The sequence below is a fragment of the Kitasatospora sp. NPDC001539 genome, assembly GCF_040298565.1.
Lineage (GTDB): Bacteria > Actinomycetota > Actinomycetes > Streptomycetales > Streptomycetaceae > Kitasatospora.
The window spans coordinates 1-11,798 of sequence record NZ_JBEPAK010000219.1 but is presented as its reverse complement, the minus strand read 5'-3'; the positions used below and the strand labels follow the sequence as shown (position 1 = coordinate 11,798).

Here is an 11,798-nt window from a genome sequence, read left to right as displayed (position 1 = left end):
CGCCGGCCGCCCCCCCCCCGCCCGGCCGCCCGCACCCGCCCCCCCCCCGGGCGCCCCCCCCGCCCCCCGCCGCCCCGGCCCCCCCCCCCCCGGCCCCCCCGCCCCCGGCCGGCCGGCCCACCCCCGTCCGCTCCTCGTACCGGGTGCACCCGCTACTCGTACCGGTACAGCAGCGCTTCCCGCTCGGTCTGCTCGATCGCCTCGACGGACAGCGACTCGTCCCGCAGGTGCGAAAGCGTGACCTGCGCCGAACTCGGCTGCGCGTCCGCGGCCAACCAGGCCTCCGGCTTCCACGCCGATCCGCGCATCAGCGCCTTCGGGCAGTGCGCGTACACCTCCTCCACCGCCACCACGATCGCGCTGCGCGGCGGCTTGCCGACCGCCGTCAGCCGGCCCAGCAGCTCCGGATCGGTGGAGACGCAGGCCCGCCCGTTGACCCGCAGCGTGGTGTCCCGGCCGGGCACGACGAAGAGCAACCCGACCCGGCCGGTCTCGAGGATGTTGTGCAGCGTGTCCAACCGCTTGTTGCCGGTGGCGTCCGGGATGGCCAGCGTGTACTCGTCGAGCACCGAGACCAGCCCGGCCGGCCCCCCGCGCGGCGAGACGTCGCAGCGGCCGGCGGCGTCGGCACTGGCGACGAACACCAGCGAGGAGCAGGCGATCAGTTGCTGCGCCACGTCGTGCAGGCGGTCCACCTGCTTGCGGAGCGCGTGCTCGCCCGGCTGCTCGTAGACGTCCCGCAGCTGGGCCGGGTCGGTGAGGGCGCCGGCGCTGAGGGCGGCGAAGAGCTCGCTCGGCCCATGCGGGGCGGGGGTTGACGGTGCGGCAGCATCCGGTGTGATGGTCATGCCGGGAATCTACGGGAACCCGGGTCGGCCGAGCCGGGCGCCCCCCGCCGCGGCCGCGCCCGCTCGGTCGGGAAAGAGCCGCCGCCCCCCTCCCCACCAGCGGTTTTCCGCTGATAATGGGGCCAGGGAGTCCAGCCAGCCGGAGGTGGTGGCCGTGATCGTCAGAATCTGGGCCGGGCAGGTCGTCGCCGATCGCTTCGAGGAGTTCTGCGCCCACCTGACCAGCCAGGTGATCCCGCAGCTGGGGCGTACGGACGGCTGCCTCGGCGGCGAGCTGCTGCACTCGGTGGCCGAGGACGGGCACCGGGTGCTCGTGGTGAGTCGTTGGCGCGACGAGGACGCCCTGCGCGGGTACGCCGGGCCGATGTGGCGGATCCGGCCGATCTGGTCGGAGGGCGAACTGCGCTACCTCGCGCACCCCCCGTCGGTGACCCACTTCACGCCGATCACCGCACCCGCCCCCCTCTGAACCACCGGCCCGCTCCGGTGCCGCGTGCCGCCGCCCACCCCGGCCGAGCCGCCGGTCGCCGGGCCGCCGAGCCGCCCGGCCGCGGCGGCCGGCACCGGCGAAGGCCCACCGCCAAGGCCGGCATCAACGAAGGCCCCCACCAACCAAGGCCCCCACCAACCAAGGCCCCCACCAACGAAGGCCTCCACCGGCGAGGCCTCCGGGGAAGGCCCGCGGAAGGCCTCCGAGGGAGGCCCGCGCCGGCGAAGGCCCGCGCCGGCTTGCACCGACACCAACCGCTACACCGACAGCGGCACCGGGTGGATCTCGTCCGCCGGGTGCCCGCTGCGGGTGTGGACCCGCTGCACCGCTTCCTTGCTCGGCGCCTCGGACAGGCAGTACACCGTCCCCGACTCCGGGTCGCCCCACGCCTGCTCGAAGTGGACGCCTTCCTCGCCCTCGATCGCCAGGTCGGCCGCGTGGGCCGCCCTGAGCTGCTCCGCCGTGATGCTGCCCATCCCGTGGTGGACGTCCATGAACTTGGCCATCGAGCTCGCCTCCGCACGTTCGGCCCCTCCACCAGCCTCACCCTCGGCCCTCGCCGGCGCCACCAGGCGGCCCGCCCCGGTCCCGCCGGAGGCGCCGGAAGCCGCCGCGCGGCACGACACGAAGCAGCACGGGCGGCACGACGACGCAGCACGGACCGGCGGGGCCGCAAGCAGCGCCCGCCGCCCCGCCCCACATTCCCCGCCGCACATTCCCCGCCCCGCCGCGCATTCCCCGCCCCGCCGTGAAACAGGCCACAGTGGAAGGCTCTCCCTGGGCCCGCACCGCTCGTGGCAGAATGACGTCAACAGCAGTGACGTTCAGCGCACTCCGGGGTCGGTGAAAATCCGAACCGGCGGTTACAGTCCGCGACCCGTCCGCAGCCAGCGGCCGGTTGACCAGGTGAAATTCCTGGACCGACGGTTAAAGTCCGGATGGGAGGCGTGCGCGGGCGGACGAAGAGCAGTATCCGTGGTCCACCGGAGCCGGTCGAAAGCCGGACGGACCGCGGCCAGGTGAACGGCGGGAGCGGTGGCTCCCGGGTCGGGTGAGCGATCTCCCGGCGGCTCCGGCACCCCGGCGACGGGTCGTGCCTCCGGGTCCGCGCACCGTTGCCCGTCCGTGTCATCTCCCTACTGCCGCCCCGGAGTCCGCGCCCCAAGCGCGAGGAGACCCGGGTGTTCACCGGCATCATCGAAGAGCTCGGCGAGGTCGTGTCGATCGAGGAGATCGGCGACTCCTCGCGAATCCGTCTGCGTGGCCCGGTGGTCCGGTCCGGTGCGCGGCACGGCGACTCCATCGCGGTCAACGGCGTCTGTCTGACCGTCGTCGACAGCCCGGAGCAACTGGCCGCCGAGACCGGTGAGTTCAGTGCCGACGTGATGGCCGAGACGCTGCACCGGTCCAGCCTGGGCGAGCTGAAGCCCGGTTCCCGGGTCAACCTGGAGCGCGCCATGGCGCTCGGTGCCCGCCTCGGTGGCCACCTGGTGCAGGGCCATGTCGACGCGACCGGGCGGCTGTTGGCGCGCGAGCCCGGCGAGCGGGACGCGAACGGTGACCTGCGCTGGGAGGTCCTGCGCTTCTCGCTGCCGGAGTCGATCTCCCGCTACCTGGTGGAGAAGGGCTCGATCACGGTCGACGGGGTCAGCCTCACCGTCGTGGAGGCCGCCCGCGACAGCTTCACCGTGAGCCTCATCCCGGCGACCCTCGCGCTGACCACGCTCGGTGCCAAGGCGATCGGCGAGAGCGTCAACCTGGAGGTGGACGTGCTCGCCAAGTACGTGGAGCGCCTGCTCGAGTCGCGCGCGCTGCCCAACCTCCCGGCCCTGCCCGCCCTCCCGGCGCTGCCCGACCAGCCGGGCATGGCCGACCTCCCGGCCACGCCCGGGGTTCCCACCCTGCCCGACCTTCCCACCCTGCCCGACCTCGCCGACGTCCCGGGGGAGTCCAAGTGAGCTGGCTCAGCGGAGAAGCGTTCACCGTCCTCGGTGAACACGTGAAGTGGGCCGACATGATCGGCAACCTGCTCGGCTTCGGCGGCCTGGCGCTCGGCTGGCGCCGCTCGGTGTGGAGCTGGCCGGTCCAACTCCTGTCCGGCGCCGTGCTGATCGCCGCCTACCTGGGGGGCCACGTCCCCGGCCTGATCGGCAAGCAGCTGATCGTCATCGCCACCGCCGCCTGGGGCTGGGCCCAGTGGCGGCGCGGCCGCCGGGACGGCGGCACCATCGCCGTGCGGTTCGCCAGCTGGCCCGAGCGGGCCGCCCTGGTGGCCGGCACCGCGGCCGGCACCGTCGCCCTGGCGACGTTGTTCACCGCCTACCCCAGTCTGTCCTGGAGCCCCTGGTCGGACGCCTACATCTTCGTCGGCACGCTCGCCGCGATGGTGGCCCAGGCGCGCGGGTGGCTGGAGTTCTGGTTCGCCTGGATCGCCGTGGACGTGGTCGGCGTCCCGTTGGCCTTCAACAGCGGTTACTCCTTCTCCGGCCTCACCTACTCCGTCTACTTCGTCCTGGTGCTGCTCGGCCTGCGCTCCTGGTGGCTGAGCACCCGTGAGTCGCGAGCCACGTCCACCAACGTCCCGCAGGGAGTCACGGCATGACCGAGAACCGCATGACCGAGCACCGGACCCTCGAGACCGGCGCCGGCGACGAGCTGGTCCTCGACCCCGTCGAGCGGGCGATCGCCGACATCGCACTCGGTCGCGCGGTGATCGTCGTCGACGACGAGGACCGCGAGAACGAGGGCGACATCGTCTTCGCCGCCTCCGCCGCCACCCCCGAGTTGATGGCCTTCACCATCCGCTACAGCTCCGGGGTGATCTGCGCGCCGATGACCGGCGAGGAGCTGGACCGCCTCAAGCTCCCGCCGATGACCCAGGTCAACGAGGACCGCAAGGGCACCGCCTACACCGTCTCGGTGGACGCCCGCGAGGGCGTCGACACCGGCATCTCCGCCGCCGACCGGGCCCGTACGGTACGGCTGCTCTCCTCGCCCGGCACCGAGCCCGGTGACCTCACCCGCCCCGGGCACGTGTTCCCGCTGCGCGCCGTCGAGGGCGGCGTGCTGGTGCGTCCCGGCCACACCGAGGCCGCCGTCGACCTGGCCCGGCTGGCCGGGCTGGCGCCGGCCGGTGCGATCGCCGAGGTGGTCAACGACGACGGCACCATGGCCCGACTGCCCGAGCTGGTCGCCTTCGCCCGCGAGCACGGCCTCGCGATCATCTCCATCGAGGACCTGATCGCGTACCGCCGTCGCACCGAGCTGCACGTCGACCGGGCCGCCGTCACCGCGCTGCCCACCGCCCACGGCGCGTTCACCGCGGTCGGTTACAAGGGGACCATCGACGGCGTCGAGCACCTCGCCCTGGTGGCCGGCGGCCTCGACGCGGACGGGCAGCTGCCGGACGGCGAGGACGTCCTGGTGCGGATCCACTCCGAGTGCCTGACCGGGGACGTCTTCGGCTCGCTGCGCTGCGACTGCGGCCCGCAGCTGGAGGCCTCGCTCCGGCGGGTCGCCGAGGCCGGCCGCGGCGTGGTGCTCTACCTGCGCGGCCACGAGGGCCGGGGAATCGGCCTGGCCCACAAGCTGCGCGCGTACGAGCTCCAGGAGCAGGGCCGCGACACCGTCGACGCCAACCTGGACCTCGGGCTGCCCGCCGACGCCCGCGACTACAGCATCGCGGCGCAGATGCTGGTGGACCTCGGTGTCCGCTCGCTCAGCCTGCTCACCAACAACCCGCAGAAGCAGACCGCGCTCACCGAGCACGGCCTCAAGGTCAAGGGGCGCGAAGCCGTCGAGATCGCGCCGGGTGAGCACAACCTGCGCTACCTGCGCACCAAGCGCGACCGGATGGGCCACGACCTGCCCGGCCTGGGCTCCTGACCCGCGCGGCCCACACCGCCCACCACGCCGCGACCCACCCCACCGAGACCCCTCAGGCCGCGGTCCACCCCACCGCGACCCACCCCACCGCGACCCACCCCGCCCCACCCCACCGAGACCCAGCACACCGAGGAATGGAAGTAACGACATGAGCGGCCACGGAGCCCCCGAGCTGACCATCGACGGCGCCGCCGACCTCAAGGTCGCCGTCGTCGCGGCCCAGTGGCACGACAAGGTGATGAACGGCCTCCTCGACGGCGCCCACCGCGCCCTGAAGGAACTGGGCGTCTCCGAGCCGACCGTGCTGCGCGTCCCGGGCACCTTCGAGCTGCCGGTCGCCGCCAAGCGCCTCGCCGAGCGCGGCTATGACGCCGTGGTCGCCCTCGGCGTGGTGATCCGCGGCGGCACCCCGCACTTCGACTACGTCTGCCAGGCGGCCACCGTCGGCCTCACCCAGGTCAGCGTCGACACCGGTGTTCCGGTCGGCTTCGGCGTGCTGACCTGCGACAACGAGGAGCAGGCGGTGGACCGGGCCGGCCTGCCGGGCTCCGCCGAGGACAAGGGCCACGAGGCCGTCACCGCCGCCGTCGCCACCGCCGCGGTGCTGCGCGCCGCGCGCTGACCAGGCCAGGTGCGGCCCCGGACCGCGGACGTCCACCCGACCGTCCACGGTCCGGGACCGTTTACCGCCCGTGCGCCCGCACGCCGTATGGTGGGCCCATCATGGCTTCGAAGACATTCGAGGAGCTCTTCGCCGAGCTCCAGCAGAAGGCCGCCACCGGCGACCCCTCGTCCTCCCGCACCGCGCAGCTCGTCCAGCAGGGCGTCCATGCGATCGGCAAGAAGGTCGTCGAGGAGGCCGCCGAGGTCTGGATGGCCGCCGAGTTCCAGTCGGACGAGCAGACGGCGGAGGAGATCTCGCAGCTCCTCTACCACCTTCAGGTGATGATGATCGCCCGTGGGCTGACGCTCGACGACGTCTACAAGTACCTCTGACGCCCCCCGCATCCCCCTTCTGCTCCAGAGCACACCTCCGGCGCCGGCAGACGCCGCCCCGGCACCCCCTCCCGACAGGTAAGGAAGCAACCTCCCATGCTGCGCATCGCCGTCCCCAACAAGGGTTCTCTCTCGGGTCCCGCGGCGGAGATGCTGCATGAGGCCGGCTACCGCCAGCGGAAGGACCCCAAGGAGCTCGTGCTCGTCGACCCGAACAACGAGGTCGAGTTCTTCTTCCTGCGCCCCCGCGACATCGCCGTCTACGTCGGCTCCGGTCGCCTCGACGTCGGCATCACCGGCCGTGACCTGCTGCTGGACTCGCACTCCAACGCGGAGGAGGTGCTCGCCCTCGGCTTCGCCGGGTCGACCTTCCGCTTCGCCCGCCCCGAGGGCGTCGACGTCGAGGACGTGAAGGGCCTGGAGGGCCTGCGGATCGCGACCTCCTACACCGGCCTGGTCGAGCAGCACCTGGCCGACCACGGCGTGAAGGCGACGGTCACCAAGCTGGACGGCGCCGTCGAGACCGCGGTGCAGCTGGGTGTCGCCGACGTGATCGCCGACGTGGTGGAGACCGGAACCAGCCTGCGCAACGCGGGCCTGGAGGTCTTCGGCGAGCCGATCCTGGTCTCGGACGCCGTGGTGATCCGCCCCAAGGGCGCGGGCGAGGACCCGCGGGTGGAGCAGTTCCTGCGCCGCCTCCAGGGCGTCCTGGTGGCCCGGCGCTACGTGCTGATGGACTACGACATCCGCGCCGAGAAGGTCGGCGCCGCCGTGGCGCTCACCCCCGGCCTGGAGTCGCCGACGGTCTCCCCGCTGCACACCGAGGGCTGGGTGGCCGTCCGTTCGATGGTGCTCCGCAAGGAGGCCCAGCAGATCATGGACGACCTCTGGGGCATCGGCGCCCGCGCCATCCTGGTCACCAACATCCACGCCTGCCGCCTCTGACCACCTCGCCCGGGACGTCCGCGAGGACGACCCGGGCCACCGGTCCGTCGGTTCGCGGGTAAAGGACGGTTCAATGGGGCGGGACGCCGACCGGCGTCCCGCCCTCCGCCGTAGCCGGCCCGCCCCTTCGTCGTAGCAGCCCGCGCGCCGTCGGCCCCAGCAGCCGCGCCGCCGCCAGAATCACCGGAGATCCACGTGTCCACGCCGTCCGTCGAGTTCCCCGTCACCTGGGCGCCCCGCCGCACCCGCGCGGTCCTGCTGCCGGTCTGCGTCGCGCTGGTGGCGCTGTTCGCCGTGCTGGCCGTCCTGCTTCCGGCGAACTGGCAGCTCAACGACCGGATCATGATGGTCGCCAGCGGTGTGTTCTTCGCCTGTGCGGGCCTGATGCTGGCCCGCCCGCGGGTGCGCGCGGACGCCGAGGGCGTGACGGTGGTCAACTTCGTCCGCAGCCGCCGGCTCGCCTGGGCGGAGATCGTCCGGGTCAACTTCCGCCAGGGCGACCCGTGGGCCACCCTCGACCTCGCCGACGGCACCTCCCTCGCGGCGGTCGGCATCCAGTCCGGGGTCGGCAGGGCGCAGGCCATCGCGGACGCCCGCGCGCTGCGCGACCTGGTCGAGCGGCACGCCCAGGTCTGAGCGGCCGCCGACCGCCCGGGCGGCCCGCGCCCGCCCGAACACCCTTCCTACCGCCGGCCCGCTATGGTCTACGCTGGTAAAAGCGGGGCAAAGACTCCCACCCCGCCTGAGAACGAGACCGACCTGACTCGAGCCGACCCGACTCGAGCCGACCTGAGGAGTGACTCTCCCCCTCGATGGACGATCCGTCCGGTAGTACCTGCGCCGCCTCGCTTCCGACCCCCGGAAGGCAGGCGGCACTGTGATCACCGCCTGGCTGCTGTTGGGCGCAGCCCTCCTCCTGATCCTCGCCAACGGCCTCTTCGTGGCCGCCGAGTTCGCCTTCGTGACCGCCGACCGCGGCGCGGTGGAACGGTCCGCCGAGGCCGGCGACGCCAAGTCCGGCCGGGTCTCCAGGGCCCTGCGGCACCTCTCCTTCGAGCTCTCCGGTGCCCAACTGGGCATCACCGTCACCTCGCTGGTGGTCGGCATGCTCGCCGAGCCGGCCCTGTCTACCCTGCTGCGGCCCGTGATGTCGGGCATCGGCGTGCCCGACTCGGCCGCGCGCGGCGCCGCCGTCGTGGTCGGCATGGTGCTGGCCACCGTCGTCCAGATGGTGATCGGCGAGCTGGTGCCGAAGAACTGGGCGATCTCCCGCCCGCTCCAGGTGGCCCGTGCGGTCGCCGCGCCGCACATGGCGTTCTCCTTCGCCTGCCGCCCGCTGATCCGCTTCCTGAACGGCGCCGCCGACCGGACCGTCCGGGCCTTCGGCGTCGAGCCGCAGGAGGAGCTGGAGCACGCCCGCACCCCGGCCGAACTGGTCTCGCTGGCCCGCCACTCGGCGAAGGCCGGCGCGATAGACGAGGAGTCGGCGACCCTGTTCGTCCGCACCCTGGGCCTCGGCGAGCTGACCGCGCAGTCGGTGATGACCCCGCGCGTCGACGTCTCCGCCCTGCAGCGCGACGCCACCGCCTCCGACGTCATCAACCTGACCCGGGCCACCGGCCTGTCCCGCTTCCCGGTGTACGCCGACAGCCTGGACGAGGTCACCGGCATCGTGACGCTCAAGGACGCGCTGGCCGTCCCGGCCGTCCGACGCGCCCAGGTGCCGGTCGGCGAGCTGGCCTCGGCGCCGCTGCTGGTGCCCGAGACCTTGCCCGCCGAGCGGCTGCTCGACCGACTGCGCCGCCTCCAGCCGATGGCCATCGTGGTCGACGAGTACGGCGGCACCGCCGGCGTCGTCACCGTGGAGGACATCGTCGAGGAGATCGTCGGCGAGGTGCAGGACGAGCACGACCCGGCCGACCGCCCGGAGCTGGTCCCGCTGCCGTCCGCCGACGGCCTGCCCGCCTGGGAGGCGGACGGCCGCGCCCGGATCGACCAGTTGGAGGCCATCGGCCTGAGCGCGCCGGACGGTCCGTACGAGACCCTCGCCGGCCTGGTGGCCGACCTGCTCGGCAAGCTCCCCGAGGTGGGCGAGCAGGCCGAGCTGCCCGGCTGGCGGTTCACCGTGACCGGTGTCGACCGGCACCGCACCAGCCAGGTCCGGGTGGAGCGCACCTCCGCGCCCGCGCTGTTCGGCGAGGACGAGGAGGGCCTCCGATGACCGTGCTCCAACTGGCCCTCGCCCTCCTGCTGCTGCTCGGCAACGCCTTCTTCGTCGGCGCGGAGTTCGCCGTGGTGTCGGTGCGCCGCAGCCAGATCGAGCCGCTGGCCGAGGCCGGGCACAAGCGCGCCCGCACCGTGCTGCACGCGCTGTCCAACGTCTCCGCGATGCTGGCCGCGGCCCAGCTCGGCATCACCGTCTGCTCGCTGGGCCTCGGTGCGCTCGCCGAGCCGACGATCGCCGCCCTGCTGGAGGGCCCGTTCCACGCGATCGGCGTTCCGTCCGGCCTGATGCACCCGCTCTCCTACGGGATCTCGCTGGCGCTGGTGGTCTTCCTGCACATGGTGATGGGCGAGATGGTGCCCAAGAACATGGCCATGGCGGGCCCGGAGAAGGCCGCGCTGTGGCTGGGCCCGCCGCTGGACCGGCTGGCCCGCTGGCTCACCCCGGTGATCCGGCTGCTGAACGCCTTCGCCAACGGGGTGCTCAGGCTCTTCCGGGTCGAGCCGAAGGACGAGGTCGAGTCGGTCTTCACCACCGAGCAGCTGATGTACCTGCTGGTCGACTCCCGGGACGCCGGACTGCTCGACGAGGACCGCCAGGAGCGGCTGGAGGACGCCCTGGAGATGGGCCGGCGCCCGGTCACCGACGTGCTGCTGCGGCCCGAGGAACTGGTCACCGTGGACACCAAGGTGACCGCCGCCGAGATCGAGGAACTGGCCCTGCGCACCGGCTTCTCGCGCTTCCCGGTCACCGACGGCGACCCGGCCGGCCACGGCTACCTCGGCTACCTCCACCTGAAGGACATCCTCGACGTGGAGGACTCCTCGGCGCCCGTCCCGGCCCGCCTGTGGCGGCCGATCACGGTGCTGCGCGGCACCCTCCCGCTGGACGACGCCCTCGGCGCGATGCGCCGGGCGGCCTGCCACCTGGCCGCCGTGCTGGACCAGGACGGCCGGACGATCGGCGCGGTCATGCTGGAGGACGTGCTGGAGGAGCTGGTCGGCGAGATGCACGACCCCGACCACCGCGCCGCCGGCCGACCGTCCCCGTAGCGGTCCCTGGGGTTCCCGGCAGTCCCCGCCCCGGGCGGCGGCCTCCGCGGTGGCAGCGCCGGGCGGCGGTCCCCGCGGGCCGCCGAGGGCGTGTCCGCTCGTGGCGATTCTGCCCACAGCATGCGGCGCTTCCCAAGCCGGCCACTCTCGGAGCAGGGTGGCCGGCATGAGACTCCTGCTGCTGGGTGGAACGAAGTTCGTCGGGCGCGCCGTCGCCGAGGAGGCCGTGGCCAGGGGCTGGGAGGTGACGGCCCTCAACCGCGGCACCCGGCCGGCGCCCGAGGGCGTGCGGCTGCTGGTGGGCGACCGTACGGCCGAGGACAGCCTCGCGGCGCTCGCGGCGGGGGAGTGGGACGCCGTGGTGGACACCTGGTCCTGGGCGCCGGCGGCGGTGCGCGACAGCGCCCGGGCGCTGAACGGCAGGGTGGGCCACTACGCGTACGTCTCCAGCCGGTCCGTGTACGACGCCCCGCTGCGCGCCGGAGCGGACGAGACGGCGCCGGTGGTCCCCTCCTCCCCGGACCTGACCGGCGAGGTGCCCTACGCCGAGGCCAAGCGCGGCGCCGAACTGGCGCTGGAAGCCGAGTACGGCGGCCGCGCGCTGCTGGTCCGGGCCGGGCTGATCCTCGGCCCGTACGAGGACATCGGCCGGCTGCCCTGGTGGCTGAACCGGATCGCCCGCGGCGGCCCGGTGCTCGCCCCCGGCCCGCGTGACACCGCGGTGCAGTACATCGACGTGCGCGACCTCGCGGTCTGGACCCTGGACGCGGTGGCGGCCGGGCTGGGGGGCCCGTACAACGTTGTCAGCCCGGCCGACCACACCACCATGGGCGAGCTGCTGACGGCCTGCGTGCGGGCCACCGGTTCGGACGCCGAGCTGCGCTGGACCGACCCGGAGCGGATCCTCGCGGCGGGCATCGAGCCGTGGACCGAGCTGCCGATCTGGCTGGCGCCCGGCGAGCTGCGCGACTTCATGCACGGCGCCTCGGTCGCCCGCGCGGTGGACGCCGGGCTGCGCTGCCGCCCGGTCGCCGAGACGGTCGAGTCCACCTGGGCGTGGCTGCGGTCGATCGGGGGCGTCGCCCCGCAGCGCGCCGACCGGCCGGCCGTCGGGCTCGACCCGGCACGCGAGGCGGATCTGCTCCGGGAGCCGGACCCGCGGTAGCCCTCCGCGACACTCCGGCCCCGGCGACGCCTCAGCTCCCGCGACGCTCCAGCCCCGGCAGCGCGCCCGCCCGGCCACGACCCAGCCAGGGCCCGCGTCCTAGGGCCCGTCTTCAAACCCCCGCCTGCGGGCCGACGCCGGGGCACGCGCCTCGCCGCGTTGTCGTCGGTCGCCGATGCTCCGCATGGACTCC

Annotated in this window: 13 protein-coding genes and 1 riboswitch; of the genes, 11 read left to right on the top strand and 2 right to left on the bottom strand. The window is 73.7% G+C overall.

From position 1 onward, the window contains the following. Positions 1-152: 152 nt before the first annotated feature. On the bottom strand, positions 153-848 hold the full coding sequence (locus ABT247_RS26380) for an MSMEG_1061 family FMN-dependent PPOX-type flavoprotein (protein WP_350746806.1): 696 nt from the start codon (positions 846-848) through the stop codon (positions 153-155). Positions 849-1,002: 154 nt separating this feature from the next. Here ABT247_RS26380 and ABT247_RS26375 point away from each other — a divergent pair, with 154 nt between their 5' ends. Then, the gene (locus ABT247_RS26375; protein ID WP_350746803.1) at positions 1,003-1,317 is read left to right on the top strand and encodes an antibiotic biosynthesis monooxygenase family protein; all 315 of its coding nucleotides are present in this window, start codon (positions 1,003-1,005) and stop codon (positions 1,315-1,317) included. Between the two features lie 278 nt (positions 1,318-1,595). Here ABT247_RS26375 and ABT247_RS26370 read toward each other — a convergent pair whose 3' ends face one another. Next, positions 1,596-1,844 (bottom strand): SCO4226 family nickel-binding protein, encoded by a 249-nt coding sequence (locus tag ABT247_RS26370; RefSeq protein ID WP_350746800.1) that lies wholly within the window; start codon positions 1,842-1,844, stop codon positions 1,596-1,598. A 320-nt stretch (positions 1,845-2,164) separates the two neighbouring features. After that, positions 2,165-2,292, top strand: a riboswitch (FMN riboswitch). Positions 2,293-2,519: 227 nt separating this feature from the next. Between ABT247_RS26370 and ABT247_RS26365 the strand changes: the two genes are divergently transcribed. The 10 genes from ABT247_RS26365 to ABT247_RS26320 all read left to right on the top strand — a co-directional run bounded on the left by ABT247_RS26365 (position 2,520) and on the right by ABT247_RS26320 (position 11,605). Further along, positions 2,520-3,296 carry a riboflavin synthase gene (locus ABT247_RS26365; RefSeq protein WP_350746797.1) on the top strand — a complete coding sequence of 259 codons (777 nt, stop codon included), beginning with the start codon at positions 2,520-2,522 and terminating at the stop codon, positions 3,294-3,296. Further along, a complete protein-coding gene (locus ABT247_RS26360) occupies positions 3,293-3,940 on the top strand; it encodes a nicotinamide mononucleotide transporter family protein (RefSeq protein WP_350746794.1) in 648 nt (215 codons plus the stop codon). The genes ABT247_RS26365 and ABT247_RS26360 overlap by 4 nt, the downstream gene beginning before the upstream one ends. Next, positions 3,937-5,223 (top strand): bifunctional 3,4-dihydroxy-2-butanone-4-phosphate synthase/GTP cyclohydrolase II, encoded by a 1,287-nt coding sequence (locus ABT247_RS26355; protein ID WP_502892508.1) that lies wholly within the window; start codon positions 3,937-3,939, stop codon positions 5,221-5,223. The genes ABT247_RS26360 and ABT247_RS26355 overlap by 4 nt, the downstream gene beginning before the upstream one ends. Positions 5,224-5,371: 148 nt before the next feature. Then, positions 5,372-5,845 carry a 6,7-dimethyl-8-ribityllumazine synthase gene (gene ribH / locus ABT247_RS26350; RefSeq protein WP_350746791.1) on the top strand — a complete coding sequence of 158 codons (474 nt, stop codon included), beginning with the start codon at positions 5,372-5,374 and terminating at the stop codon, positions 5,843-5,845. 101 nt (positions 5,846-5,946) lie between these two features. Further along, a complete protein-coding gene (locus ABT247_RS26345) occupies positions 5,947-6,219 on the top strand; it encodes a phosphoribosyl-ATP diphosphatase (protein ID WP_097238956.1) in 273 nt (90 codons plus the stop codon). A gap of 96 nt (positions 6,220-6,315) precedes the next feature. Further along, a complete protein-coding gene (hisG, locus tag ABT247_RS26340) occupies positions 6,316-7,164 on the top strand; it encodes an ATP phosphoribosyltransferase (protein ID WP_350746789.1) in 849 nt (282 codons plus the stop codon). A 195-nt stretch (positions 7,165-7,359) separates the two neighbouring features. After that, positions 7,360-7,800 (top strand): PH domain-containing protein, encoded by a 441-nt coding sequence (locus ABT247_RS26335; RefSeq protein ID WP_350746786.1) that lies wholly within the window; start codon positions 7,360-7,362, stop codon positions 7,798-7,800. A 241-nt stretch (positions 7,801-8,041) separates the two neighbouring features. Beyond that, positions 8,042-9,385, top strand: a complete 1,344-nt coding sequence (locus tag ABT247_RS26330; RefSeq protein ID WP_350746784.1) for a hemolysin family protein — start codon at positions 8,042-8,044, stop codon at positions 9,383-9,385. After that, positions 9,382-10,440: a hemolysin family protein gene (locus ABT247_RS26325; protein WP_350746781.1), complete on the top strand. Its 1,059-nt coding sequence runs from the start codon at positions 9,382-9,384 to the stop codon at positions 10,438-10,440. The genes ABT247_RS26330 and ABT247_RS26325 overlap by 4 nt, the downstream gene beginning before the upstream one ends. Positions 10,441-10,606: 166 nt before the next feature. Beyond that, entirely contained in the window at positions 10,607-11,605 is a 999-nt protein-coding gene (locus tag ABT247_RS26320; protein ID WP_350746778.1) for an NAD-dependent epimerase/dehydratase family protein, read from the top strand. The last annotated feature ends 193 nt before the right edge of the window (positions 11,606-11,798 follow it).

What these genes read in the sequence shown, in the direction of transcription:
- ABT247_RS26370 (WP_350746800.1), bottom strand. Translation starts at nt 1,844, where the DNA reads ATGGCCAAGTTCATGGACGTCCACCACGGGATGGGCAGCATCACGGCG.
- ABT247_RS26380 (WP_350746806.1), bottom strand. Translation starts at nt 848, where the DNA reads ATGACCATCACACCGGATGCTGCCGCACCGTCAACCCCCGCCCCGCAT.
- ABT247_RS26320 (WP_350746778.1), top strand. Translation starts at nt 10,607, where the DNA reads ATGAGACTCCTGCTGCTGGGTGGAACGAAGTTCGTCGGGCGCGCCGTC.
- ABT247_RS26345 (WP_097238956.1), top strand. Translation starts at nt 5,947, where the DNA reads ATGGCTTCGAAGACATTCGAGGAGCTCTTCGCCGAGCTCCAGCAGAAG.
- ABT247_RS26355 (WP_502892508.1), top strand. Translation starts at nt 3,937, where the DNA reads ATGACCGAGAACCGCATGACCGAGCACCGGACCCTCGAGACCGGCGCC.
- ribH (WP_350746791.1), top strand. Translation starts at nt 5,372, where the DNA reads ATGAGCGGCCACGGAGCCCCCGAGCTGACCATCGACGGCGCCGCCGAC.
- hisG (WP_350746789.1), top strand. Translation starts at nt 6,316, where the DNA reads ATGCTGCGCATCGCCGTCCCCAACAAGGGTTCTCTCTCGGGTCCCGCG.
- ABT247_RS26325 (WP_350746781.1), top strand. Translation starts at nt 9,382, where the DNA reads ATGACCGTGCTCCAACTGGCCCTCGCCCTCCTGCTGCTGCTCGGCAAC.